24 protein-coding genes are annotated in these 25,723 nt (G+C 61.3%); 12 read left to right on the top strand and 12 right to left on the bottom strand.

Translation table 11 applies throughout. From position 1 onward, the window contains the following. Positions 1–56 precede the first annotated feature (56 nt). Positions 57–725, bottom strand: a complete 669-nt coding sequence (locus tag ACYP2Q_RS07490; protein ID WP_459729922.1) for a GntR family transcriptional regulator — start codon at positions 723–725, stop codon at positions 57–59. Between the two features lie 316 nt (positions 726–1,041). Here ACYP2Q_RS07490 and ACYP2Q_RS07485 point away from each other — a divergent pair, with 316 nt between their 5' ends. After that, positions 1,042–2,193 carry a M14 family metallopeptidase gene (locus tag ACYP2Q_RS07485; RefSeq protein WP_459730091.1) on the top strand — a complete coding sequence of 384 codons (1,152 nt, stop codon included), beginning with the start codon at positions 1,042–1,044 and terminating at the stop codon, positions 2,191–2,193. Between the two features lie 93 nt (positions 2,194–2,286). Here the strand turns inward: ACYP2Q_RS07485 and ACYP2Q_RS07480 are convergent, their stop codons facing one another. Continuing rightward, entirely contained in the window at positions 2,287–2,832 is a 546-nt protein-coding gene (locus tag ACYP2Q_RS07480) for a cytochrome b (protein WP_459729921.1), read from the bottom strand. Next, positions 2,829–3,914, bottom strand: coding sequence for a catalase family peroxidase (locus tag ACYP2Q_RS07475; protein WP_459729920.1), 1,086 nt, complete (start codon positions 3,912–3,914; stop codon positions 2,829–2,831). The genes ACYP2Q_RS07480 and ACYP2Q_RS07475 overlap by 4 nt, the downstream gene beginning before the upstream one ends. 158 nt (positions 3,915–4,072) lie before the next feature. Between ACYP2Q_RS07475 and ACYP2Q_RS07470 the strand changes: the two genes are divergently transcribed. Further along, positions 4,073–4,579 carry a sigma-70 family RNA polymerase sigma factor gene (locus ACYP2Q_RS07470; protein WP_459729919.1) on the top strand — a complete coding sequence of 169 codons (507 nt, stop codon included), beginning with the start codon at positions 4,073–4,075 and terminating at the stop codon, positions 4,577–4,579. Next, on the top strand, positions 4,576–5,328 hold the full coding sequence (locus tag ACYP2Q_RS07465; RefSeq protein ID WP_459729918.1) for an anti-sigma factor family protein: 753 nt from the start codon (positions 4,576–4,578) through the stop codon (positions 5,326–5,328). Before ACYP2Q_RS07470 ends, ACYP2Q_RS07465 begins: the two co-directional genes overlap by 4 nt. 122 nt (positions 5,329–5,450) lie before the next feature. Here the strand turns inward: ACYP2Q_RS07465 and ACYP2Q_RS07460 are convergent, their stop codons facing one another. The 3 genes from ACYP2Q_RS07460 to ACYP2Q_RS07450 form a co-directional block, all read right to left on the bottom strand. Further along, positions 5,451–9,125 (bottom strand): translocation/assembly module TamB domain-containing protein, encoded by a 3,675-nt coding sequence (locus ACYP2Q_RS07460; RefSeq protein ID WP_459729917.1) that lies wholly within the window; start codon positions 9,123–9,125, stop codon positions 5,451–5,453. Beyond that, positions 9,122–10,849, bottom strand: a complete 1,728-nt coding sequence (locus ACYP2Q_RS07455; protein ID WP_459729916.1) for an autotransporter assembly complex protein TamA — start codon at positions 10,847–10,849, stop codon at positions 9,122–9,124. Before ACYP2Q_RS07455 ends, ACYP2Q_RS07460 begins: the two co-directional genes overlap by 4 nt. Positions 10,850–10,912: 63 nt before the next feature. Continuing rightward, positions 10,913–11,563 (bottom strand): GNAT family N-acetyltransferase, encoded by a 651-nt coding sequence (locus ACYP2Q_RS07450; protein ID WP_459729915.1) that lies wholly within the window; start codon positions 11,561–11,563, stop codon positions 10,913–10,915. Between the two features lie 183 nt (positions 11,564–11,746). Here ACYP2Q_RS07450 and xthA point away from each other — a divergent pair, with 183 nt between their 5' ends. Together xthA and ACYP2Q_RS07440 are read left to right on the top strand one after the other, a co-directional pair. Further along, on the top strand, positions 11,747–12,559 hold the full coding sequence (xthA, locus tag ACYP2Q_RS07445; RefSeq protein WP_459729914.1) for an exodeoxyribonuclease III: 813 nt from the start codon (positions 11,747–11,749) through the stop codon (positions 12,557–12,559). Between the two features lie 196 nt (positions 12,560–12,755). Next, positions 12,756–14,096 (top strand): substrate-binding domain-containing protein, encoded by a 1,341-nt coding sequence (locus ACYP2Q_RS07440; RefSeq protein WP_459729913.1) that lies wholly within the window; start codon positions 12,756–12,758, stop codon positions 14,094–14,096. 57 nt (positions 14,097–14,153) lie between these two features. Here ACYP2Q_RS07440 and ACYP2Q_RS07435 read toward each other — a convergent pair whose 3' ends face one another. Both ACYP2Q_RS07435 and ACYP2Q_RS07430 read right to left on the bottom strand, forming a co-directional pair. Continuing rightward, on the bottom strand, positions 14,154–14,672 hold the full coding sequence (locus ACYP2Q_RS07435) for an ankyrin repeat domain-containing protein (RefSeq protein ID WP_459729912.1): 519 nt from the start codon (positions 14,670–14,672) through the stop codon (positions 14,154–14,156). 96 nt (positions 14,673–14,768) lie between these two features. Beyond that, entirely contained in the window at positions 14,769–16,607 is a 1,839-nt protein-coding gene (locus ACYP2Q_RS07430; RefSeq protein WP_459729911.1) for a long-chain-acyl-CoA synthetase, read from the bottom strand. A 344-nt stretch (positions 16,608–16,951) separates the two neighbouring features. Here ACYP2Q_RS07430 and ACYP2Q_RS07425 point away from each other — a divergent pair, with 344 nt between their 5' ends. Continuing rightward, complete coding sequence (locus tag ACYP2Q_RS07425) at positions 16,952–17,227, top strand: DUF3509 domain-containing protein (RefSeq protein ID WP_046815579.1); 276 nt, start codon at positions 16,952–16,954, stop codon at positions 17,225–17,227. 72 nt (positions 17,228–17,299) lie between these two features. Here ACYP2Q_RS07425 and ACYP2Q_RS07420 read toward each other — a convergent pair whose 3' ends face one another. The 3 genes from ACYP2Q_RS07420 to aroC are packed head-to-tail and all read right to left on the bottom strand — an operon-like array spanning position 17,300 to position 20,113. Beyond that, positions 17,300–17,842 carry an acireductone dioxygenase gene (locus ACYP2Q_RS07420; RefSeq protein ID WP_459729910.1) on the bottom strand — a complete coding sequence of 181 codons (543 nt, stop codon included), beginning with the start codon at positions 17,840–17,842 and terminating at the stop codon, positions 17,300–17,302. Positions 17,843–17,853: 11 nt separating this feature from the next. Next, a complete protein-coding gene (locus ACYP2Q_RS07415) occupies positions 17,854–19,014 on the bottom strand; it encodes an MFS transporter (RefSeq protein WP_459729909.1) in 1,161 nt (386 codons plus the stop codon). 7 nt (positions 19,015–19,021) lie between these two features. Further along, a complete protein-coding gene (aroC, locus tag ACYP2Q_RS07410; RefSeq protein WP_459729908.1) occupies positions 19,022–20,113 on the bottom strand; it encodes a chorismate synthase in 1,092 nt (363 codons plus the stop codon). Between the two features lie 83 nt (positions 20,114–20,196). Here aroC and ACYP2Q_RS07405 point away from each other — a divergent pair, with 83 nt between their 5' ends. Beyond that, positions 20,197–21,195, top strand: coding sequence for an alpha/beta hydrolase (locus tag ACYP2Q_RS07405; protein WP_459729907.1), 999 nt, complete (start codon positions 20,197–20,199; stop codon positions 21,193–21,195). Positions 21,196–21,294: 99 nt separating this feature from the next. After that, complete coding sequence (locus ACYP2Q_RS07400; RefSeq protein ID WP_459729906.1) at positions 21,295–22,086, top strand: hypothetical protein; 792 nt, start codon at positions 21,295–21,297, stop codon at positions 22,084–22,086. Positions 22,087–22,199: 113 nt separating this feature from the next. On the opposite strand, the gene prmB is transcribed toward ACYP2Q_RS07400, so the two are convergent. After that, the gene (gene prmB / locus ACYP2Q_RS07395) at positions 22,200–23,108 is read right to left on the bottom strand and encodes a 50S ribosomal protein L3 N(5)-glutamine methyltransferase (RefSeq protein WP_459729905.1); all 909 of its coding nucleotides are present in this window, start codon (positions 23,106–23,108) and stop codon (positions 22,200–22,202) included. A gap of 239 nt (positions 23,109–23,347) precedes the next feature. Here prmB and ACYP2Q_RS07390 point away from each other — a divergent pair, with 239 nt between their 5' ends. The 4 genes from ACYP2Q_RS07390 to folE all read left to right on the top strand — a co-directional run bounded on the left by ACYP2Q_RS07390 (position 23,348) and on the right by folE (position 25,658). Beyond that, positions 23,348–23,938: a cysteine hydrolase family protein gene (locus ACYP2Q_RS07390; protein ID WP_459729904.1), complete on the top strand. Its 591-nt coding sequence runs from the start codon at positions 23,348–23,350 to the stop codon at positions 23,936–23,938. Between the two features lie 131 nt (positions 23,939–24,069). Next, a complete protein-coding gene (locus tag ACYP2Q_RS07385) occupies positions 24,070–24,390 on the top strand; it encodes a hypothetical protein (protein ID WP_459729903.1) in 321 nt (106 codons plus the stop codon). Positions 24,391–24,477: 87 nt separating this feature from the next. Continuing rightward, complete coding sequence (locus tag ACYP2Q_RS07380; RefSeq protein WP_459729902.1) at positions 24,478–25,035, top strand: Smr/MutS family protein; 558 nt, start codon at positions 24,478–24,480, stop codon at positions 25,033–25,035. A 77-nt stretch (positions 25,036–25,112) separates the two neighbouring features. Then, the gene (gene folE / locus ACYP2Q_RS07375; RefSeq protein WP_046815589.1) at positions 25,113–25,658 is read left to right on the top strand and encodes a GTP cyclohydrolase I FolE; all 546 of its coding nucleotides are present in this window, start codon (positions 25,113–25,115) and stop codon (positions 25,656–25,658) included. Positions 25,659–25,723: the final 65 nt, after the last annotated feature.

Genomic DNA, 25,723 nt, shown 5'->3' with positions numbered 1-25,723 from the left:
CTCATTCGGCCGCCTTCGCCGGCAAGCCGGCTCCTACAAGGGGTGTGGTTTCTGGGCTATTGGTGGGCTTGGAGAAACTGAATCAGTCGAGGAATGGTGCCTTCGATGTGTTCGCACACCACCGCGGCCGCTTTGTCCGGGTCGCCGCTACGCAGGGCGGTTATGATCGAGGCGTGCTCGTCCCGGGCGCTGCGGGGCTTGTCGGCGTGTTGCAGCCACAGGCGCATGTGCGGTTCGATCACCGAATACAGCGCCGATATCTGGCGCATCAGGCGCGGGCGCTCACTCAGGCTGCACAGGTATTCATGGAAGGCCCGATGGCGGCTGACCCACTCGGCGCCGTCCTCCCGGTAGTCGTCCATCTCGTCGAGCAGGCGCTCGAGGTGGCTGAAATGGCGGTCATTGATTTTCGTCACGGCGACCCGGATGGCCAGGCCTTCAAGGGCGCTGCGCATCTCGAAGACTTCACGCATTTCCTCGATGTTCAGGCCGCGCACGATCGCGCCGCGATTGGGCCGCAACGTCACCAGGCCATCGGCATCCAGGCGCCGGAAGGCCTCGCGCACCGGCATGCGGCTCATGCCGATTTCTCCGGCGATGTCCTCGGCAATCAGGCGCTCGCCGGTGCGGTAACGGCCTTTGCAGATCGCCTCCAGCAGAAAATTGTAGGCCTCCTCTTCGGCGGTGACGGGTTGGCGCTCGGTGTAGGCAGGGGCGAATTTCATCGGCGGACCTTTTGTATTTTTGTATCCAATTATCCATATATCCAAAAAAGCACAATGCATGCCAAAGTTCTCACTGCACGTGCAGGTGTTTGATTGGATTGATGTATTGGTCTACAGGAAGGTTCGCTACGGTCATGGACACCGAAGCAAGCGAGTTGAAATGCCCCAATTTGTCACCTGTCGGCCACAATAGGGTGCGCGTGGTAACACGCTGTAAAAGCAAACCACAGCCTGCCGGGTGAAACGTTTTATCCGCGCTGCTAACCCTCTAAGCTTGCGTGTAAAGTAGCCGCCATAAAAATCTCAATCAGGAACCCTGACCGTGGCCAAATCCTCACTCGACATCACTGCCAACTTCGACAGCGGCAACATCCAGGTCATCGATGTCAGCGACCCGCTCAAGCCCCTGCTGGCCATCCGCCCCGATACCAAAAGCAACCATTTCCAGTGGTTCCACTTCAAGGCCAGCGGCCTGCATGTCGGCCAGGACCATTGGTTTCGCCTGAACAATGCCAGCCAGTCCTCCTACAACAAGGCCTGGACCGGTTATCAGGCGGTGGCGTCCTACGACCACGTCAACTGGTTCCGCGTGCCGACCATTTTCGAGGGCGACTGCCTGCGCTTCAGCCTCGAAGCTGAACAGACCCACGCCTGGTTCGCCTACTTCGAACCCTACAGCCGCGGTCGCCACGACTGGCTTATCGAGCAGGCGCTCACCAAGGCCGGCACCGAGCTGCTGGCCACCGGCAAGAGTGTCGAAGGCCGCGACATCCAGCTGCTGCGCAAAGGCAGCGGCGCCGAAGGCCAACGCAAAGTGTGGATCATCGCCCAGCAACATCCCGGCGAGCACATGGCCGAGTGGTTCATGGAGGGCGTGATCGAGCGCCTGGAAAAACACGACGACCCGGTGCTGAACAAACTACTGGCCAGCGCCGACCTGTACCTGGTGCCGAACATGAACCCGGACGGTGCCTTCCACGGCCACCTGCGCACCAACGCCATGGGCCAGGACCTGAACCGCGCCTGGCAGAGCGCCAGCCAGGAGATCAGCCCGGAAGTCTTTTTCGTCCAGCAGCAAATGGAAAAGTACGGCGTCGACCTGTTCCTCGACGTCCACGGTGATGAGGAAATCCCCCACGTGTTCACCGCCGGTTGCGAAGGCAATCCAGGCTACACGCCCCGAATCGCAAACCTCGAAGAGCACTTCCGCAGCCATCTGAAACACACCACCAGGGACTTCCAGACCAAACACGGCTACACCCGCGACGAACCCGGCCAAGCGAACATGACCCTGGCGTGCAACAGTGTTGGCCAGAAGTACGACTGCCTGTCGCTGACCCTGGAAATGCCGTTCAAGGATCATGATGATCATCCGAATCCGTTGACTGGGTGGTCGGGGAAACGGTCGAAGCAGTTGGGCAAGGATGTGTTGACCACCGTGGCCGATATGGTTGATAGCTTGCGTTGATTCAAGATCAAAAGATCGCAGCCTGCGGCAGCTCCTACAGGGGTTCACCGATCCTTGGAGCTGCCGCAGGCTGCGATCTTTTCAGGGCTGCGATTAACCGCGGTCTCTACCCCGCAACATGCTGTCCAGCACCTCATCGCGCCGCACCCAACCATGAAACAACGCCGCCGCCAGATGCAGTAGCACGGTCAGGAACAGCAGATACGCCAGATACCCGTGTGCCTTACGCAGGAATGCGAACACCTGGGCGCTGGCCGGCACGATCGATGGCAACTGCAATGAACTGCTGAGCATCACCGGTTCGCCTGACGCCGAGATCATCGCCCAGCCCAGCAACGGCAAAGCCAGCATCAAGGCGTACAGCAAGACGTGCGATGCCTTGGCCGCCAGCACCTGCCAGCCCGGGAGGTCGGCCGGCAACGGCGGTTGCTGGGTAGAAAAGCGCACCGCCAGACGCACGATCACCAGCAGCAGGATGGCGATGCCCAATGGTTTGTGCAGGTGAATCAGCCACTCATGACGCTCGGATACCGAGGCGACCATGCCCGCGCCGATAAACAGCATCGCGATAACCATAAGTGCCATCAGCCAGTGCAGCAGACGCGCCAGGGGTGCGAAATGCTTCGGTTGAGTGCTCATTGCTGGGCCTCCTGTTTGGCGGCGGGCAATTGACTGACTTCGCTGGTGCGACGCAGGTAGGAATTGGAGTAACCGGCCGAACGAGCAGCGAGCAGCGGGTCGTCGGAACCTTCGATCCCGGCAGGCAACACCAGCGGGTCGTAGTTGATGTCGCGGCATTCGCCGTTGAGTTGCGGCTGGGTGCTTTCAAGAATCAGGGTGCCGGCGTTCAATACTTTGCGCCCCTCTGGCCAGGCCTTGCTGGCGTCGTTGACCGGATCGCCGGGATTGCCCAGGGTGATGTTCAACTGCCAACGCAGCGGCCCTGCGGCGATGCGCTGAACCAGGTCCTTCTCCAGGAAATCAGTGCCCGCAGGCGCCGTGGCGCCCGGCGCGTCCTGGGCTATCGGCACCATGCTCCAGCGCACCGCTTGCCGCTGGCCTGCGGCGTTCACCAGGTAAAACGCGTTGACGCTGTTGTAGGTTTCAGTGACGTAGCTGGCCGACGGTTTGGCCGTCTTGATCCAGGCCAGGAACGGCGCGGATTCAGGATGCGAAGCGAAGAACGCCGGCACTGCGGCGGGGTCCGGCTTGCCGGTCGCGGGAACCGGCGACTGGGCCTGCTGAAACTGATAGAACGCCTCCGGTGTGCCCACCGGGAACACCGGCATACTGTTCATTCCGGTGCGCCATTGCTGGCCGTTGGCCTGGGTGAAACGCAAGGCCATGCTGCGGATCGGCACCGCGTTGTCCGGTGCATAAGGGTTGCCCGCAGGCAAGGCAAAACGACCAACCACGGGCGTGCGTGCTTCATTGAACACCTGCGCGGAGGAATAGCTGCGCGCATCAAAGCTGCTCTCGAAATGGCCGATCACGCACACGCCTTTGGAGTGATTGCGCCGGAAGCCTGGATGCACTCCGTTGTTGGTTTCCAGCACGTTGATCAGCTTCTTCGGCGTAAGACGCTGTGGGTCAAGGGTGCCGTTGACGTAGGCAAACGCCCCCGCCACTGCGGCGACGACCACGGCAATGCCAGCCAGGCGCAGCACCAGACTCGCGCCACTTAAAGATGGCCGGGTTGGCGGTGATGATCGATCTACCATGAAAAACTCCAGGGCCATCGGCCACAAGTGAGAAGAATCAAGCAGACGAACCCCACGAGGGTTTATTCCATCGCGCGGTATTTATTTTTTCAATCGTGGAATAACCTCGAGTGCCGGGCGTCTTCCTAGTCCAAAGCGTAGTGACTAGTCAGAACTTCATGAATGACATCGACGAACAACTGAGAGAAATCATTCCCAGATTGCGGCGGTTTGCCGTGTCGTTGACGCGCAACCCCAGCAGTGCCGACGACCTGGTGCAGTCCTGTCTTGAGCGGGCGCTGTCGAGTTGGGGCGGCAGGCGCGTCGATGGCGACTTGCGCGCGTGGTTGTTCTCGATTCTGTATCGACAGTTTCTCGATGCTCACCGCCGTACCCGGCGCTATGCGCGAATGCTCGAATTCTTTACCGGACGCGATGATGCGCAGCCTTGCGTGGAACGTACCGTGATCGCCCAATCGACCCTCGACGCCTTCGACCGACTGCCCACCGAACAGCGCGCGCTGCTGCTGTGGGTGTCAGTGGAGGGTCTGAGTTACAAAGAAGTCGCCGAGATTCTCGACGTACCCACCGGCACCGTGATGTCCCGCCTGTCCCGGGCTCGCCAGGCCCTGCGCCAACTCAGCGATGGCGAAATCAACCGCCCTTCCCTGCGGAGACTCAAATGATCAGCATGCCCCCCAGCGAGCGCGACCTGCACGCTTACGTCGACCATCAGCTCGGTGAGGAAGACCGGCGCCTGGTGGAAACCTTTCTGGCGAATAACCCACAGCTGGCCGCGCAGGTTCGCGGATGGCGGCAGGATGCCCAGCACCTGCGCGCGGCCCTCGGGGCCGCCTTGCAGCAGCCGGCCAATCCTGACCTTGATCCGGTCGTCATTCGCCAACGCCTGAAGCGCCAGTCCCGGCGTCACCTGGCCAGCGCCGCGGTGTTGCTGATCGCAGTCAGCGTCGGCGGGTTCGGCGGTTGGCAGGCGCGGGAAGTTACCCTCGTCAGCACTCAGCTACCGATGACCGACGCCTTGCAGGCCTATCGCCTGATTGCCCAACAAGGCCTCCTGCCGGCCGATTACAAGGTCGGCGACGACGGCGATATGCAGGGCTGGCTCGACCGATATTTCACCCAGGCCAATCGTCTGCCTGATTTGTCGGGCGCAGGATTCAAGCCGGCCAGCGGGCGCTTGCTCAGCACCGAACAAGGACCGGCGGCGATGGTGGTCTACGAGAACCAGGGCGGGCAGAAAATCAGCTTTTACGTGCGCCCGCCGGGACCGAAGAACTATCTGCTGCCACGGGGCAGTCGTCGCGATGGCGGATTGCAGGCCGAGTACTGGTCGGGTAGCGGTTATAACTATGCGATGGTCAGCCCGGCGGATACGCCGACGGCGCAGATGCTCAGGCAGACTGTGCAATTCTGACTACACCACAAATCCCTGTAGGAGCTGGCTTGCCGGCGATGGCGTCCTTGCCGTCAACAGCGATGTTGCCTGACCCACCGCTATCGCTGGCAAGCCAGCTCCTACAGGGGGCCCGTGGCGGTTCAGAAATCGCGCTTGTAGAAGATGTCCAGCGAACTGGCCACGCCACCGGCGGCTTCAAGGTAGACCTTTTTGCTCAGCTTGTAGCGCAAGGCGATGGTATTGGCCGGTTCGAACACACCGACGCCATAACGCAGGCTGAGCTTCTCGGAAAGGTTGCCGCTGGCGACCACGCTGGTGGCGTTGCCACTGCCTTCGGTGTCGAGCTGGAAATCCTCGATGCCCAGGTTCTTCGCCAGGCCGCCGGTTACCCCGGAGCTGCCCATCAAGCCCAGGCCGAGCGCGGCCTGGGCGAGCATGTTGTTGTCTTCACCGTTGGAACTCAATGGACGCCCCAGCACCAGATAGGACAACGCCTCTTCCTGGCTCATGGCCGGTTCCGAAAATATCTGCGTAGTCGGCTGCTCGGCACTGCCGCTCAAGCGGATTCCGGCGATTATATCGTCGGTCTGACGGATGGCCTCGATGTCCAGATACGGCTGGTCGATCGGGCCGGCGAACAGCAACCGCGCCCGGCGCACCGATAGCCGCTGGCCGTAGGCGCGATACCGGCCGTCGTTGAGCCATAGTTCGCCACGGGTGTCCATGTTGTCGCCGATGTGCACATGCCCCTGCACATTGGCGGTCAGGCCAAACCCGGCAAAGCTCAGCTTCTCTTCGCCAACCACCACATCGATGTCCATTTTCATCGCCAGGGGTGGTTTGCCCTCTTCGGTCTGCTGGCCAATGATTACCGTGTCATCGGAGACCTTGACCGTCGATGGCGGCAACTCTCGAATGGTAATGTCGCCCTTGGGCACCCGCACTTTGCCGGCGATGGCCAGCTCATCGCCCTTGAGCGAGATTTTCAGGTCCGGAGCCACTTCGACCTTGGCGTAAGGTTCGACGCTGACCGGCAGTTGCGAGCCCTTGAGCGCCAGGTCCACCACCGGCGCCTGGCCCCAGGCGATGTTGCCGTTGAGGCTGCCCTGCCCGGCCTTGCCGCTTTTCCAGCCGCCGTTGAGCTGCATGGTTTCGCCGGCGATCACCGCCTGCAATTGCAACGCTTGAATCTCCATCGGCAGCTCGGCGCCGGACACCTCGCCGTCGCTGAGCAGCAGATTTCCATTGACCAGCGGCGCCAGCAGCCCGCCGGAAATCGTACCGCTGCCATTGAGGCGACCGGTCAGTTTCTCGACCATGGGCACAAACGGCCGCGCCACTGACAAATCCAGGCCACTCAAGCGGAACGTACCGCTCAGCGGCTTGTTCTTCGGCAGCGGGTTGATCTGGGCCTGCACCATCAATTCGCCGAGCTTGCCGCCGACGAAATTCAGGTTGGTATCGATGCGCTTGGGCGTAAGCGTGCTGGTGAGTTTCAAGGTCTGGTACGGGAACTCCAGCCACTGGTCTTTCTCGCGCATGCGCAACGTCCCCCCGCTGGCATCGATGCTGATCACGCCGTTCGGGCCGCTGGCGGGCAGGTCCAGTTGCACGTCGGCGTTGAGCCGGCCTTGCCAGGCGAAATCCTTCGGCAGCCATTGGGCGAGGCTGTCGATGGGGAACTGCCGCAAGTGATAACGCAGCTTCGGCTCCGGCATCAGGCGTTGGTCTTCACCGCACAGACTGGCCGGGCCAGACGCCCAGCAATGGGCACCAAAATTGATCTTGCCGTCCGCCAGCCGCGCAAGTGGAGCCGGCCCTTGCAGCTTCCAGTCCTGGCCGCCGGCCTGGATATCACCGCTGGCCAGGCGTCCGCGCCAGTTGCCTTGATCCAGCGCCCCGTCGAGGCCGAGCGCAAGCTTGAGCTTCGGCCCTTGCAGGTCGAGGCTCAGCTTCTGGTTCCGTATGTCGCCCTGGCCGCTGGCGGTCAGCGTGCCCAGCGCGGTATCGCCGGCCTGGATGCCGCTGCCCTTGAGGTCGATTTTCGCCCGTTGCGCGCTGTCGAGGGTCGCGTCCAGGTTCAGGCTCTGCAGGCGATTGTCCTGGAAAGCCAGTTGCGTGCCTTGCAGCCCGAGCTTGCCTTGCGGAGCCTTGAGCGTGCCTGCGACATCGACCCGGCCATTGATCTGGCCGCGCAGTTGCGGCCAGAGCTGGGCCAGGCGCGCCAGCTTGATGTCGATCTGGCCGCTGAGTTTCTGTTGCAGGCTGCCCTTGCCGTTGATGCTGTTGTCGCCCAGGCGAATCTGCAGGGCATTGAGGTTCCATTGCTCGCCACTGCCATCGGCCTTGGCTTGCAGGACGGCCGGCTGGCCACGCAGCTTGCCCTTCAGGTCGAGGTCGGCGCTCAGGCTGAGTTTTTCATTCTTCATCTCGCCTTTGCTGCGCAAGGGGCCTGCCAACGTGCCCGGCAGTTCCGCGACCCAGTACGCCGGGTCGATCGCGGAAAGATCCAGTGCGGTGTCCCAGGCGATGCCGTCGGCGAATTGCAGGTTCAGGTGCCCTTCAGCCTTGCCCTGCCCGGCGACGAGCTGGATCTGTTGCAGGTAGATTTTCGTCAGGTCGCCGGCGAACGGGCTGGCCAGGCTGAACGCCCCGGCCGGGCCGTCCAGCGCAGCCTTGAAGTTACCGAGATACTTGCCGTCGGTGTAGGAGACTTCACCGTTGAAGCTGCGAAGGGCTACCTGCGGTTCGTCGATCAGCGGATAGAGACGGTGCCACGGGAAATCCAGCCAGTCGACTTTCGCCTCGGCGCTCAGGCCTTTGCTCCAGTCCACTTGCCCATTGAGCTTGAGGCTTTGCTTGTCGTTGGCGGTCAGGTCCAGGGCGGCGATCTGCGCGCCGCTGGCGTCGACCTTGCCTTGCAGCGCCAGCGCGACCGGGCCTTGTTCGGCAGGCAGCGAGGCCTTGCCGAGCAGCTGATAACCGTTTTTCAGGTCACCGGCGCCCGTCAGTTCAAGCTGATTGAGTTGCAGGGTGTCGGGCAAATCGGCGCTGGGTTTGAAGCCGTCAGCGGTGATGCGCACCGTCGCCGGCAGGTTTTCCGCCAAGGGTTGCAGTTTGCCGCTCAGTTGCCCGTTGAGATAGCCAGTGCTGTCGGCCTTGAGGTTCAAGGTTTTCAGCAGGTCACCGTCGACTTGCAGGTCCAGCGCCCAAGGTTCGGTGCCGGGTGCAGGCAGGGTCAGTTTGCCTTGTGCCTTGAGCGGCCAGTTGCCGGTCGGTTGCAGCAAGCCGGACAGGTGCAGGCTCAACTCATCGCGATGCAATTGCACCGAGTCGATCTGCAAGCCGTTGGCCGTCCAGTGCGCCGCCAGTCGCAAGCCCTTGAGTTGTTCGCTGCCGTTGAACAGCAGGCTGCCGACCTGAATGTCGCCCAGTTCGAGCGCCAGCGGCAAATTCAAGTCTGGAAGACTGATCGGCCCGCTGCTCTCTTCCTGCTCGCCGGGCGGCAATTGCAGGCTGACCTGATCGGCCTTCAGTTGTTCGATGCACAGGGTCATGCGCGTCAGGCACAGCGGCGACCAGGCGAAGATGACTTTGCTGAGCTCGACCCGGCTGCTGTCTTGCTGCCACGACAGGCGATCGGCGCTCCACTGTCCACCCAATCGACCCTGGAAATTGTCCAGGTTCAAACCCGGCACAAACCCGAGCGCCCAGCGACTGCCAGTCGCCGTGCCCAGTACCGTGGCCAGTGTCAGGACCACCAGCAACAGCAGCGCTAACACGGCCAGCAGCGTTATCTTCAAACCGCGTTTCACAGCTCAGGCCCCATGGAAAAGTGCAATCGAATGCCGCCATCGTCGTCCAGCGCATGGGCCAGGTCGAGGCGGATCGGCCCGACTGGAGAGACCCAGCGCACGCCGATGCCGACCCCGGTCTTGAGGTTCGGCAGTTCAAGTGTATTAAAGGAATTGCCCTGGTCGACGAAGGTTGCCACGCGCCATTTCTCCGCAACGGAATATTGGTATTCGGCGCTGGCCGTGACCATGTAGCGACCACCGATGCGGTCACCCTGGTTGTTTTCCGGGGACAGGCTCTGATAGTCGTAGCCACGCACACTCTGGTCGCCACCGGCGAAGAAGCGCAACGATGGCGGTATCGACTTGTAGCCGTTGGTGGCACTGCCGCCGACCTGCACCCGACCGAGCAAGCGGTGCTTGTCGAACACCGTGGTCAGGCCTTTGACCAGCGCGGTGCCGTACAGCAAGTTGTTATCGGAACCCAGGCCTTCCTTGGCGACCTTGGTTTCGAACTGCAGGCGATAACCGTTGTGCGGGTCGATGCGGTTGTCGCTTTTAAGGTACGAATAGCTCACACCGGGCATCAGCAAGGTACTGAGGCCCGAATCGTCGCCGAGTCGGTATTCCTCGCGCTGCCACTTGAGCGACACCACCCGCTGCCAGCCGCTGGGCAGTTTGCTGTGCCACTCGGGGCCTACGGTGAGCAACTTGCTGAGACTGTCCTTGTCGGCGATTTCTTCGTTCTGATAACCACCGGCGAAGCGCAGTTTGTCGGTCAGCGGCGGGTCCAGGGGGATGTCGTAGAACAACCCGACGTTCTGCCGTGGCGCCGAGACTTCGGTCTCCCAGCCGTAACTGTGACCCTGGGGGTTGACCCAGTGCCGGGTCCAGTTGGCCTTGACCCGTGGACCGACGTCGGTGGAATAACCAATACCCAGGCCCATGGTGCGTGGCTTGCGGGTTTCGAGCTTGACGTCCACCGGGATCACATCGTCCTTGGACGCCGTCGGCGCGGCGTCAACCCGCACGCCTTCGAAATAGCCACTCGATTGCAGCGCCTGGTTGAGCTCGGCGATCAGTTCGGAGTCGTATGGCGTACCGGCCTTGAAGGGCACCATGCGTTGCAGCAGGTCTTCGTCGAACGGTGTGTCACCTTCGAAACTGACCTTGCCCAGCGAATAGCGCGGACCGCTCTCATAGATGAGTTCGATATCGGCCACGCCGGCCCGCGGGTCGACCGACAACTTCTGGCGGGTAAAACGGCCACTGAAAAAGCCATAGCGCGAGGCCTGGTTCTGGATCAGGCGCTTGGCGTCCTCGTACTGGCCGTGGTTGAGCACCGCACCGGTCTTCAGGGCATGGCTTTTGGGCACACGAAAGGATTTGAGGCTGGCAGCCGGGCCGTCGACGCGGATCGTGACGTTGCGCAGATGCACCGGCTCGCCGGGCTCGATGGTCAGCACCAGGCTCGGCGTCTTGCCACCCTTCACTTCGCTGTCGATTTGCGGCTGGTAATAACCCAAGGCCTGGGCGGCCTTGCGCGCCTGTTCCTCGGCGCCACGACTGAAGCGCAGCAAAGCCTCTTCGTCACGATCGCCGAGACTGCCGATATAGCCTTCGATATTGGCCTTCAGTGCATCGTTGGACGGTTTGATCCGCACATCCAATTCACTTTGCGCCAGTGCCGCGCAGCTGGTGATCAGCAGCAGTACGCCACTGGTAATTCTTCCTGGAAACTTCATAGGCGCGGATGCTATCACGAGCGTGGAGCGTGATAGAGCCTGGCGTGCACGGAAAGTTCGGCCTCAAGCTGTTGCGGTTTGTAAGACCTGCGGATTGGCGTGAAAAAATACGTGTTCGCGAATCGGTCCCACGGCCACTTCGCCGATTTCTTCGTAGCCCTGGCGTTTATAGAAGTCGAGATAACGCGGGTTGCCGGTGTCGAGAATCACGCCCTGGGAGTTTTCATCCACCGCGCACCAGTTATGCACCGCTTGCAACAGTTGCTCGCCAAAGTGCTTGCCCTGGAATTGTGGATGAACTCCCAGCAACGGCAGCACGTGCACCGAGTCGTTCGGCACGCAGGCCGCCACGGCGTCGTGGTATTCAAGGTAGCGCCGGGTGCAGCGAAAACCGGTACTGAGCACCATGCGCAGGCGCCAGGCCCAACTTTCCGTCACGCCCAGGCGCCGTTGTGGCGGCGCGATCAGGGCAATGCCGATCAATCGGTCGTTGACCAGCAGGCCAATGGCCGGCAATTCCTGGAAAAAGTGTTGCTTGACCAGCTCGCGCACAGTGGCGCGCACCCGTTGTTCATAGCCGGGACGCTCGGCTTCGAACAGGTAGCTGAACGTCGGCTCGTGCCGGTAGGCCTGGTACAACAGGGAACGCGCTTCGCGGGAATAGCCGCTGTCGAGCATGTGGATATCGGCAATGGCGGTGGAGGTTTCAGGCATGACGGTCGTTCTCCATGACGCAGCCGCAGGGCTGCGCTCTTGTTGTTACGAGCTCATTGGGGCCGAGACAGTTCCTTGCTGATCGCAAATCAGTGTAGGCAATGAAATCCTGTTCGTCCCACCGCGCACTGGCCCCCACTGCACATGTCAGCTAGCATCGCCCTTTTACCAGGACTGCCGAGCATGAAGATCGTCTCCTTCAACATCAACGGGCTTCGCGCCCGTCCCCATCAGCTGGCGGCGCTGATCGAAAAACATCAACCTGATGTGATCGGGTTGCAGGAAACCAAGGTCCACGACGATCAGTTTCCACTCGAAGAAGTCAAGGCCCTGGGCTACCACGTGTATTTCCATGGGCAAAAGGGTCACTACGGCGTTGCCCTGCTGTCGCGCCAGGAGCCACTGGCCTTGCACAAAGGCTTTGCCACCGATGAAGAGGATGCCCAGCGACGTTTCATCTGGGGCACCTTCGCCGATGCCAATGGTGTGCCGGTGACCATCATGAACGGCTACTTCCCGCAAGGCGAAAGCCGCGACCACCCGACCAAATTCCCGGCCAAACAGCGCTTCTACAGCGACCTGCAGGCGCTGCTGGAAAGCCAGTTCAACAACGACCAGCCGCTGGTGGTGATGGGCGACGTGAACATTTCCCCGCAAGACTGCGACATCGGCATTGGCCCGGACAATATGAAACGCTGGCTGAAAACCGGTAAATGCAGCTTCCTGCCGGAAGAGCGCGAGTGGATGGATCGATTGAAGAATTGGGGCCTGGTGGACAGCTTCCGCCACCTGAACCCGGAGGTGGCCGACGTATTCAGTTGGTTCGACTACCGCAGCCGTGGTTTTGAGGACGAACCCAAGCGCGGACTCCGTATCGATGTGATCCTCGCCTCCCACGGCCTGATGCCACGGGTCAAGGCGGCCGGTGTCGACTACGAACTGCGCGGCATGGAAAAACCCTCGGATCATGCGCCGATCTGGTTGGAGTTGAGTTAAAAAATCGCAAATGCGTTGATCATTCGGACGCCTATCCTTGTAGGAGCCCGGCTTGCCGGCGAAGGCGTCCTTGAACATTGCGCTGATCTTCCGGACGTTTTCGCTGGCAAGCCAGCTCCTACAGAAAGCTGTCATCTTTCGGACATCTTACTGACTTATTCTCCCGGCACTTCCATTGGTCTTCAAAGGTGCCGGCATGTCGCTGCGCGGGTTGCTCCTGTTGATGCTCTGCACCTGGCTGCCGCTGTCGGCAGCGGCCAGCGCCTTGCCGATTCCCGGGCACGGCCCGGTGTTGCACATCCAGGGTTCCAATACCATTGGCGCGGCACTCGGGCCGGCGCTGGTCGAGGGCCTGATGCGCGAGCAGGGTCTGCTCAAGGTGCACAGCGAAGCGGCGGAAAAGCCCAACGAATCACGTATCGTCGGTGAAACCCTGGAAGGACGGCGGGTCGAAGTAGAACTGGCGGCTCACGGCTCCAGTACCGGCTTCACCGCGCTGAAAAACGCCAGTGCCGATCTGGCCGCTTCTTCCAGGCCGATCAAGGACAGCGAGCTGATCAGCCTCGAACCACTGGGCGACCTGAAAAGCGCCGCCGCCGAACAGGTCATCGCCATCGACGGGCTGGCGATCATCCTGCATCCGCAAAATCCGTTGGACACACTCGACACCCGCCAGCTGGCGCGCATTTTCAGCGGCGAGGTGAAAACCTGGGAAGAACTCGGTGGCCAAGGTGGAGCCATTCATCTCTATGCGCGCGACGATCAGTCTGGCACCTACGATACGTTCAAGGAACTGGTCCTCAGTGGTCACGGCAAAACCCTGAGCGGCAGCGCGAAACGCTTCGAATCCAGCGAACAACTGTCCGACGCCGTCAGCCAGGACCCCCACGGCATCGGCTTTATCGGCCTGCCCTACGTGCGCTCGGCCAAGGCCGTGGCGATTGCCGACGGCCAGTCCATGGCCATGCTGCCGCTCAACAGCCTGATTGCCACGGAAGACTACCCCTTGTCCCGGCGCCTGTTCTTTTACTTGCCACCCAAGCGAAACAACCCTTGGGCGCAAGCGCTGGTGGCCTTCGCGCAAAGCCAGGAGGGCCAGGCGATCGTCGCAGCCAACGGCTTTATCGCCCAGACGATCCAGGCCATGAACGTCACGCCGAATGCGTTGATGCCCGAGGGCTACCAGGCCCTGAGCCGCCACGCCATGCGCCTGTCGGTGAACTTTCGCTTCGAAGAAGGCAGCGCCAGCCTGGACAACAAGGCCCGACAGGACCTGTCACGGGTGCTCGACTATATGAAGCAGCATGACAAGACCGATCGGCAGGTCACGTTGGTGGGGTTCGGCGATGCCAAGCTCGATCCGGCGCGCGCCGATCTGCTCTCGAAACTGCGGGCCATGGCGGTGCGTCGCGAGCTGGTGAAAAGTGGCGTGGTACTGCGTGACGTTCGCGGTTTTGGCGCCGAGATGCCGGTGGCGGCCAATAGCGAGGATGAGGGGCGGATCAGGAACCGGCGGGTCGAGGTCTGGGTTTATTGAGCCTGTCCGGCCAGGTCCTTGCGCAAAGCGGCTGATCGAACCTGACCCGAAACACTGTCAGCCGAGCAGCTTTTCCAGCTGCGCAACGGTATCGACCGCACCCATGGTCTTGGCGGCGTCCAGCGCGGTAATGCCGTTGGCGTCCTTGGCTCGCGGGTCGGCACCTTTGCCGATCAGGTAGTCGACCACTTCGACGCGGTTGAACATCGCGGCCATCATCAGCGCAGTGCGGCCGTCGAAAGATGAACCTTCGACCTGCGCGCCACCGTCGACCAAGGCCTTGATCACGGCCAGGTCACCCTTGAAGGCCGCGCCGGCAATCGGGCTCTGGCCGTTGTCGTTGCGGATCTCCGGATCAGCCTTGTGCTCGAGCAAGACTTTTACCGTGTCGACGTGGCCGTGGTAGGCGGCCAGCATCAGCAAGGTATCGCCCTTGTGATTGCGCAGGTTCGGCGGCAGGCCCTTGCTCAGCAGCGCAGCCATCATGGCCGCATCGCCCTCACGCGCCTTGTTGAAGACCTGTTCGGCAAACTCGGCAGCTTCTTCGGGGGTCATCTGGCGGCTGTTGTCTGACATTGAACGCTCCACTTTCAGTTTTTCGCAAAGCCGACAGTTTCCCGAGCGGGCTCGTCACTGTCACTTCTTTTTTCTGAAACGCAGCGATAGCCCTGTTCAATAGCGATGCTTGCCACCCTGGATGTCCGCCAGCACCTGCTCGTTGACTTGCACGTAAGTGTCGGTGCCCGGTAACCAGGCATAGATCGGGTCTTCGCCGGCCCTGCCGGGGTCGAACGCTTCGTCCTTGAGCCGGGTCTTCTGGTATTTGAACGTCCCGGTGGTGTCCATTTTCACTTTCACCCGCAGGAACAGCGGCACCGCGTAGGCCGGCATGTGTTGCCGGGCGAAGGCCAGCAACTCGTCGAAGTCCAGGGTCGCCAGGGATTCGGCGGGGGTGATCGCCGCCATTCCGGCCCGGCCGTTGGTGTTCTGCACTTGCACGCCGTAGGCCACGGCCTCGGAAATGTTCGGGTGCTGCAGCAGGATGTTCTCGACTTCGGTGGTCGACACGTTTTCACCCTTCCAGCGGTAGGTGTCGCCCAGGCGATCGACAAACTGTGCATGACCGAAACCGATGTTGCGCAACAGGTCGCCGGTGTTGAAGTAGCGGTCGCCCTTGACGAACACGTCGTGCAGCACGACTTTTTCGGTCTTGTGCGGGTCGGTGTAGCCATCCAGCGGTGCCTTGTCGTCGATCCTGGCCAGGAGCAGCCCCTGCTCGCCCTTGCCGACCTTGCGCATGAAACCATCGGCGCCACGGGTCGGCGCGCCGCAGTCGTGATCATACGCCGCCAGCTCCCAGGACATCAGGGAAAAGCCCACGGTATTGTCGAAATTGAGAATGTTGGTAAAACCGATATTGCCGTCACTGGCGGCATACAGCTCGCAGATATGCTCCACCGCAAAGCGCGTCTTGAACTCGCTCCAGGCGCCGGGACGCAAACCGTTGCCGATCATCTTGGTCACGCCGTGCTTGTCGTCGTCGGCGCTGGGAGGCTGGTCGACCAGGTAGCGGCACAGCTCACCCACGTAGCCCAAGGTGGTCGCCCGGTACTTGCGCACATCACTCCAGAATTCCCTGGCGCTGAACTTGCGGCGGATGGCGAACCCCGAGGCCCCGCTGATGGCCGAGCCCCAGCACACGCACAAGCCGGTGGCGTGGTACAGCGGCAAAGTGCAGTAGACGATGTCATCGGGACGCATATCCAGCGCGATCATGCCGAAGCTTGCGTAACTGCGCATCCAGCGCCCGTGCTTGAACACCCCGGCCTTGGGCAACCCGGTGGTGCCCGAGGTATAAATGTAGAAACAGGGATCGTCGAAAAAGATCTGCTGACTGCTGGCAGGGTTTTCGCCGCAGGCATCGACGCTGGCCGTCATCAGGTTGATGAAACCCTCGGGCGCAATGCCTGGGTGGCTGTAAGTATCCTGATCGGCAACGAACCAGGTTCGCTCCATCTCAATCGACACCCGTTCGCGCACCGCCAGGTAGGCCGGGACCAGTTCGGCACCGACGACAATGGCCGTTGGTGTCACCAGGTTCAGGCTATGGGTCAGGGTATCGCGGGTTAACGAGGTATTGAGCAACGCGCTGATGGCGCCAACCTTGGCCAGCGCCAGAAGGGTGACCAGCAGCTCCGGGCGGTTCTCGATGAAGACCGCCACCACGTCGCCCTTGCCGATGCCTTGGGCCATCAGGTGATGGGCGATGGAATTGGCCCAGCGGTTGACCTGGGCGTAAGTCAGTTGCACCTCGCCGTATAGCAAGGCCGGGCCATCGGGGTTACGCAGGGTTGCCTGCTCGAAACTCCAGCCCAGGCCACACGCTTGGGTCGGATCCTTGACGTTGGCGACCTTCATGCCCTTGACCACGCGAGGAATGGCTTTGGCAATGGAAGGCAGCTTGCGGAGCATCATGCTCCAGGTGATGGTGTCGCGCTGCGTGCGGCTCATGGCGGTTCCCGTTGGATCTTCTTATTGTCGGGCGGCATTGATCGACCCCGAAAATACGTCAACGGTTCTGCAGCTGTACACGCGGTTTTTGAAATGTTTTGTATCCGCGACACCCCCATTTGAAAGGGAGAGCGCGAACACGGGAAATGGTTCAATCGAATCGTCGAGGACCCGCAAAATGCAGGATGCACGATAGCCATTCATGCAGATTGCACGAAAGCAAAAAACGTCATAATTTATAAGTTATTGTTTTAATTGAATATTTTCTATGGATGAATACTGGCACAATCACTGCAACAGCCTCCCCATGCTTTGCCATCCAAGCACTTACGGAGCTGATAGACATGAGCCTGATCCAAGAAAAATTCTCTTCCTTGTTCTCCAACTTCGACGTGACCACCCAGGATCGACCTGACGGCGGGATCCTGCTCACCTTGCGCAGCGAAGGCAGGGAATTCAAACGCTCGATTTCCTACCAGCAACTGCACAATGGCGACCAACTGTCGTGGGTCATCAGCGCCATTCGCCGCGACCTGGCCGAACAGGCCAGCGAGTTGCCGCAAATCTCCATGCTGCAAAGCCAGCAACGTTTTGCCCTGCCGACCTATCATTCGCTGTAAGCGTCGCGCTGCGGTAAACCATCAGGCCGTGCAAGCTAGCGCTTCACGGCCTGAGTTGTGATTGCGGATCGATCAGTCATCCATTCGCGGGAATCGACCGGCAATGTCGTCGCCGGTGTAGTGGGCCACCCAAGGCTGGTTCCCGGACAGACGAATCGCAACCACAAAAGGCTGCTCGCCGATGTCCAGCCACTGCCGGGTGCCCGCCGGCAGCGCAATCAGGTCGTTTTTCTCGCACAGCACGGCGTAGACATAATCGTCGATGCGCACGGACACCAATGCACTTCCCGCGGCGACCAGCAGGACTTCGTCCTGGTCCTGGCGCTGCTCTTCGTAAAAGCTGGCGCGTACGGCGTCTTTTTGCGGGTAATCGCGATCCAGGCTGATCACATCCACCGCGCGCAAGCCATGCTCGGTCATCAGCCGGTCGATTGGCGCCTGACAGGCGTTGATGGCGTCTTCGTGACTGGCACCGGGGCGGACCTTCGCCGTGGCTTCCCAGCGGTCGAAGCGCACGCCCTGCTCGGCGAGTGTCGAGGCAATGTCTTCGAAATGGGTCAGCACCTTGTTGGGGACGTCGGGACTGGAAACGTGATAGACGGACAGGCTGCTCATCTGGCAACTCCTTAAGGGTTCAAGAGGGAGCGCGTGTCCTCTTGCATTCGTGTGGCAATGATAACGGCTGCCGCCAGCGCTGCGAGGCTGGCAATACTAAAGGTTAAGGGTGCGCCAAGGGCGCTCCAGCTGTAACCGGAATACAACGCGCCCAATGCGCCACCGGTCCCGGCCAGTGCAGCGTACAACGCCTGGCCCTGGCCTTGCTGGCGTGGGCCGAAGCTGCGCTGCACGAACTGGATGGCCGCGGCATGAAAGCTGCCGAACGTCGCCGCGTGCAGTATCTGGGCAAACAACAACACCCAGAGGAATTCGGCGAACGAGCCGAGCAGCAGCCAACGCAATGCCGCCAGCAGGAAACTCGCCAGCAGCACGCGCCGTACCGAGAACCGCGCAAGGATCCGGCTCATGGCCATGAACATCAGCACTTCAGCCACCACGCCGACGGCCCAGAGCATGCCGATCACGCCCCGACTGTAGCCGAGTCGCTCAAGGTGCAGGGTGAGAAAGGTGTAATAGGGCCCGTGGCTCATCTGCATCAACGCCACGCACGCGTAGAACGCCAACACCCCGGGACTGCGCAATTGCGCGAGGAAACCCTCGCCGGTCAAGCGCTCACCCTGGACGGGCTGGGCGTTCGGTACCCACAGGCTGCTGAGCACGATCCCGGCCAGGATCAGCACCAGCGCTACGGGGTAAATGTCCAGGCTGAGCCATTCGAACAAGCGCCCGAGCGCGACCACCGTGATGATGAAACCGATGGAACCCCACAGGCGAATCTGGCTGTAGCGCGAGGCCTGGCCTTGCAGGTGCGCCAGGGTAATGACTTCGAACTGCGGCAGCACCGCGTGCCAGAAGAATGCGTGCAAGGCCATGACCATCGCCAGCCAGGCATAGGTCTGGCTGACGAAAATCAGCGAAAACGTCAGCAACGTGCACACCGCGCCCAGGCGCACGATGGCCAGCCGCCGCCCGGTGTAGTCGCCGAGCCAGCCCCAGAGGTTCGGCGCCACGCAACGCATCAGCATGGGGATCGCCACCAGCTCGCCGATGCGCGCCGCGCAGAAGCCCAGGTGATCGAAGTACAGCGCCAGAAAAGGCGCTGTCGAACCGAGCAAGGCGAAATAGAACAGATAAAAGCTGGACAGCCGCCAGTACGGGAGCGCCGCCACCGTTGGCTTAAATCTGGCCCAGCACCGGCGTGCTCACCCGCACATCGGCGTTCTGGCCGCGGTGGCGCAGCAGGTGGTCCATCAGCACGATGGCCATCATCGCTTCGGCGATCGGCGTGGCGCGGATGCCGACGCACGGATCGTGACGGCCTTTGGTGATGACTTCCACCGGGTTGCCATGGATGTCGATGGAGCGGCCCGGCGTGGTGATGCTGGACGTCGGCTTCAACGCCAGGTGGGCCACGATCGGCTGACCGGAAGAAATGCCGCCGAGAATGCCGCCGGCGTTGTTGCTGAGGAACCCTTCTGGCGTCATCTCATCGCGATGTTCGGTGCCGCGCTGGGCGACGCTGGCGAAACCGGCGCCGATTTCCACGCCCTTGACCGCGTTGATGCTCATCAGCGCGTGGGCCAGCTCCGCGTCGAGACGGTCGAAAATCGGCTCGCCCAACCCCGGCATCACGCCTTCGGCGACCACGGTGATCTTCGCGCCGACCGAATCCTGGTCGCGGCGCAACTGGTCCATGTAGGCTTCCAGCTCCGCCACCTTGTCCGGATCGGGGCTGAAGAAGGCGTTCTGCTCCACCGAGTCCCAGGTCTTGAACGGGATTTCGATCGGGCCGAGCTGGCTCATGTAGCCACGAATGACGATGCCCTGGGTCGCCAGGAATTTCTTGGCAATCGCGCCGGCTGCCACGCGCATCGCGGTTTCCCGGGCCGAGCTGCGCCCGCCCCCGCGATAATCGCGCTCGCCGTATTTGTGGTGGTAGGTGTAGTCGGCGTGGGCCGGACGGAACAAATCCTTGATCGCCGAGTAGTCCTTGGACTTCTGGTCGGTGTTGCGGATCAGCAGGCCGATGGAACAGCCGGTGGTGCGACCTTCGAACACCCCCGAGAGGATTTCGACTTCGTCGGCTTCCTGGCGCTGGGTGGTGTGGCGGCTGGTGCCGGGCTTGCGGCGATCGAGGTCGCGCTGCAGATCCTCAAGGGAAATCTCCAGGCCCGGCGGGCAGCCATCGACAATGGCGACCAACGCCGGTCCATGGCTTTCGCCAGCGGTGGTGACAGTGAACAGCTTGCCGTAGGTATTGCCGGACATGCAGGACGCTCCGTGAAATGAACCTGAATACGTAATGCGCGCCAGTATACGCAGGCTATCCAAGTAGTTCATCCTCGAACCTTATGGGTGCCGGCGAGTCCAACCGGCACCTTGACCATGATGGCCCGACAATGCTGCGAGTTCTAGCCTTGAGCCTTACCCTGATTTCCGGCTTCGCCCAGGCCACTGTCCTGCAGCGGCCGATCACCCTGGATACCGGCACCGGTGAGCTGTTCGGTTCGTTGCTGCTGCCCAAATCCGAAACGCCGGTGCCGGTTGTGCTGATCATTTCCGGCTCCGGCCCTACGGACCGGGACGGCAACAACCCCGACGGCGGGCGCAATGACAGCCTCAAACGCCTGGCCTGGGTGCTGGCCAAACACAACATCGCCAGCGTGCGCTACGACAAACGCGGCGTGGCGGCGAGCCTGGCGGCTACGCCGGACGAACGCAACCTGTCGGTGGAAGCCTATGTGGCCGACACCGAAGCCTGGGGCCGCAAACTCAAGACCGACCCGCGCTTCAGCCAGCTGATCCTGCTGGGCCACAGCGAAGGCGCCTTGATCGCCAGCCTCGCGGCGCCGAGCGTCGATGCGGCAGCGGTGATTTCCATGTCCGGCAGCGCCCGGCCGATCGATCAGGTGCTGCGCGAGCAACTGGGCGATCGCCTGCCTCCCCCGCTGATGCTGCGCAGCAATCAGCTGCTCGACAGCCTCAAGGCCGGGAAAACCGACGACAACGTGCCACCGCAACTGCAGGTGATTTTCCGTCCGAGTGTGCAACCGTACCTGATTTCACTGTTCCGCCAGGACCCCGCCGCGGCGTTCGCCAAGTTGCACATGCCGGCGCTGATCATCCAGGGCAGCAACGACATCCAGGTCGGGGTCAATGACGCCAAACTGCTCAAGGCCGCCAAACCGGACGCCGAACTGGCGCTGATCGAAGGCATGAACCACGTCATGCGCATCGTGCCCAACGACGTAAAACGGCAATTGGCCTCCTATAAAGACCCGCAATTGCCGCTGGCGGCGGAACTGGGCACGCGAATCCTTGCTTTTATTGACGGGCTTCGCACCTCTTAAGCTCTTTTTGCACTCCAGTCCTGAAAAAAACGGCCGATAAGCCTTTGTCGCCAGCGCCATCGCTGGCGGCAAGCAGCGCTTGGACAGGATCTCGCCGTTATGACCGATACCCCGACTTCACCCGACACCACCGCTGAAACAGAGGCACCGCCAGCGGTCGAGCTGCCTTGGGCGGACGTCGACGTCGAGCACCCCAAGATGCTCCGTCTGGCGCCGCTGCAGACCGATCGCAGTACCGGTGCCCGGCCCCTGCGCTTTGTCGAGTTCGGTTATGCCGAGCGCCACGACAAGGTTCGCAGCCTGCTGCGCATGCGCATCACCCTGCCCGGCCAGCGTGTGCGCAAGGAACAGAATCACCTGGACGTGTGGGTCGATCACGTCGAAAAAAACCTGCATTTCGGACCTGACAGCGGCCTGCAAATCGAACCGCTGAATCGCGGCATCGGCCGCTTCATGGCCGCCCACGGCATCAACTGGGCGAAGAGACGCTGGCCTGCCTATACCTTCGACGGCACCGACCTCAACAATAAGGATGCGCTGAACGAAGACACGCGCCTGCGCCGCGATCACTTCTTGCGGGTGCACGGTTTCGACGTGGTCTACGCCGATGCCCAGCATTTGAAAGGCAGCGTCAACGAAGTCCGGGTCGGTGACCTGCTGGGCGACTGCAATACCGAGAAAGTACAGGTGGTGGAGATTCTCGAGGCGGCGCAGATGCTCCAGCAAGCCGAGCAGAACCTGGCCGAGCAGGAAGTCAAACTCAAGAAACATGAAGAGAAGGTTAGCAAGTACCAGCGTGAAGACGCCGGCTTGCGCTTTACCATTGCGTGCCTGGTGGCGTTTGCGGTGTTCCAGGCGGGGTTGTTGATCTGGATTGCTACGCACCGGTAACGTTATTTTCTGTAGGAGCGAGCTCGCTCGCGAAGGACGCCCAGACGACGCGTACTGCCTGATGCAGCGCGTTATCGTTGACGTCCATCGCGAGCAAGCTCGCTCCTACAAAGTCAGACGCGGGACGCGAACAGCGCCTGATGATCGCGGCACTGCTCGGCCGTCAACATGAACACGCCATGCCCGCCGCGTTCGAATTCCAGCCAGGCGAAATCGACTTGCGGGTACAACGCCTCGACATGCACCTGGCTGTTGCCCACTTCGACAATCAGCAGGCCCTTGTCGGTCAGGTGGTCGGCGGCCTCGGCCAGCATGCGTCGCACCAGGTTCAAGCCGTCGTCGCCGCAGGCCAGGCCCAGTTCCGGTTCGTGCTGGTATTCGTCCGGCATGTCGGCGAAATCCTCGGCATCCACGTACGGCGGGTTCGACACGATCAAGTCGAAACGCTGCCCCGGCAAGCCATCGAAACCATCGCCCTGCACGGTATAGACACGCTGGTCGACGCCGTGGCGCTCGATGTTCTGGTTCGCCACTTCCAGCGCTTCGAATGACAGATCGGCCAACACCACTTCAGCGTCCTGGAACTCGTAGGCGCAGGCGATGCCGATGCAGCCGGAACCGGTGCACAGGTCGAGAATCCGCGCAGGCTCAGTGCCCAGCCAAGGGGTGAAACGGTTTTCGATCAGTTCGCCAATCGGCGAACGCGGGATCAGCACGCGCTCGTCGACAATGAACGACAGGCCACAGAACCATGCTTCACCCAGCAGGTAAGCGGTCGGCACGCGCTCTTCGATGCGGCGCTTGAGCAGGTGTTGCAGGTGGCCCACTTCGTCTTCTTCCAGATTGCAGTCCAGGTAACTGTCGGCAATTTCCCACGGCAAGTGCAGCGCACCCAGCACCAGTTGACGGGCTTCGTCCCAGGCGTTGTCGGTCCCATGGCCGAAAAACAGATCCTCCCCATGGAAGCGGCTGACGGCCCAACGGATATGGTCACGCAGGGTACGAAGGCGGGAAGTGATCACGACGGTAAACTCCAGAAAAATCGACGGGCGATTCTACCAGTCAAACGGCGTCACGACGACGCAGGAAAAATACCGGGGCATTTGTAGGAAAGATCTGGTTTTCTCACCAACCATTGAACAAAACGGCATACTTGACAACGCTGCACGCCAGTAACGACGGTGCCTACGATGGTAGCGATTCACAGAAGCGCTCAGCCAGAGGACAATGTCGCAAAAGCCCCACTCGAAGGAGCCCCAGAATGTCCGTTCCACAAACGATGTTTCAACTCAGCGGCCGCGGTTACGCAGCAGCCAAACTGAGTCATGCGACCCTTATTATCATCGATGCCCAGAAAGAGTACCTCAGTGGTCCCCTGGCCCTGAGCGGCATGGATATGGCTGTCGCGAACATCAAGCAATTGGTGACTGCTGCTCGTGCGGCCGGCCGGCCGATCGTGCATGTCAGCCATCTCGGCACCGTCGGCGGGCTGTTCGACCCACGCGGCGAGCGCGGCCAGTTCATTCCAGGACTGGAACCGCTGGCTGGCGAAATCAAGATCGAGAAAATCCTGCCCAGTGCCTTCCATGGCACGGACCTGAAAAAACGTCTGGAAGAGTTGGGCTCGGTTGATCTGGTGGTGTGCGGTTTCATGAGCCATTCCAGTGTCAGCACGACCGTTCGGGCGGCGAAGAACCTGGGTTTCCGCTGCACCCTGGTCGAAGACGCCTGCGCCACCCGTGATCTGCCGTACAAAGGCGGCGTCCTGAGCGCCGAGCATGTACAGCAGACCGAAATGGCGATCATGGCGGACAATTTTGCCGCCCTCGCCCTGACCAACGACCTGGTCTGATCGGCGACTCTTGAGCGGCGCAGACCGCCGCTCATCCGCAAAAGCCTCTCGTTAGCTGTAAATGTCTTAGCCTCAGGAACATCCCGGTCAACTTCCGGTCGAAGGGCCGATACCCATTGAGGAAGGTCGGAATGAAGTTATCCGATGGTTTTGACGCTCGCCGCTTGCGGCCCAAAGGCCAAAGCAACTGGCGTTTTCGAATCGGTGCGGCGTTTGCCGCCTTGCTGGCGACCTGTGGCGTGCTGCTGGCAATGGCCGGTGCCGCCGCCCTGTTCGGTCACGTTCCCGCCCTGGGCGAGTTGAACACCAACCGCGCGGGGGCGGCAGTGATCCTGGTCATCGGCCTGATCGTGCTGTACCTGGGTGTGTGGCTATGGCGCCGCTGCCGCCGCCGCTCACGGCAGTCGAACGCGCTGAACATGTCCCCGCACCTGATGAAAAAACACGACTAAACGCAAGTCGCAGCCCAATGCCGCGCGTTTTCTCGCTCCCGATGCCCTTCGAGTTGGGTAAACTGGCCGCCCTTCGCGGAGGCTGACATGCAAGACGACGATTTTTCCCTGTTCAAAAGTGCGATCCAAGGCGTCAAGCCGATCAAGCACGATCGCGCCGAAACCGGCAAACCCAAGGCTGACCGCGCGCACATCGCCAAGTTGCGCCAGGCCGCCACCGTGCGCACCGATGCCACCACTGTTGACGGGCTGTCCGATCAGTTCGTCATCGACGTCGGCCCGGAAGACGAGCTGATGTGGGCACGCGACGGCGTGCAGGAAAGCCAGATACGCAAGCTCAAGATCGGGCAGATTCCATTCGAAGGCAGCCTTGACCTGCACGGCATGAACGTGGAAAAGGCCCGGGAAACCCTCTGGGCCTTCCTGGCAGAAGCGACCAAATTCGAAATCCGCTGCGTACGCGTCACCCACGGCAAAGCCGTGCGCCTGGACGGCAAGCGGCCGATGATCAAAAGCCACGTCAACACCTGGCTGCGCCAGCATCCGCAGGTACTTGGCTTCACCTCGTGCCAGCCCAAACATGGCGGTGCGGGCGCCGTTTATGTGATGCTCAAACGAACCATGATGGAAGGCCGCGACGAGTAAAGCTGATGCTTCACGCTTGCAGCGTCGTGTCCGTCACCGTACCCTTGCCCTTTGCGTAAAATCCCACAGGTAGTTTCATGTCCCTGGAACAGAATTACACCGCGATCCTTGGCCAACTGGGCGAGGATCCCTCCCGCGAGGGCCTGCTCGACACGCCAAAACGTGCCGCCAAAGCCATGCAGTACCTCTGCCGCGGTTATGAACAGACGCTGGAAGAAGTCACCAACGGTGCCTTGTTCAGCTCCGACAACAGCGAAATGGTGCTGGTCAAGGACATCGAGTTGTACTCGTTGTGCGAACACCACCTGCTGCCGTTCATCGGCAAGGCCCACGTGGCCTACATTCCGAGCGGCAAAGTGCTGGGCCTGTCGAAAGTCGCGCGGATCGTCGATATGTATGCCCGCCGCCTGCAGATCCAGGAAAACCTCAGCCGCCAGATTGCCGATGCAGTCCAGCAGGTCACCGGCGCCCTGGGCGTTGCAGTGGTGATCGAGGCCAAGCACATGTGCATGATGATGCGCGGTGTGGAAAAGCAGAATTCGTCGATGATCACCTCGGTGATGCTGGGCGAGTTCCGCGAGAACGCCGCGACTCGCAGCGAATTTCTCAGCTTGATCAAGTAATTCGCCCCACGAAGAGAACCGGCATTCATCGCCGGTTTTTTTTCGCCTGTGAAAAATCAGGTAAG

The organism is Pseudomonas sp. MHK4 (genome assembly GCF_054600775.1).
The sequence above is the reverse complement of the archived record's forward strand: the minus strand, read 5'-3'. Positions and strand labels throughout refer to the sequence as shown.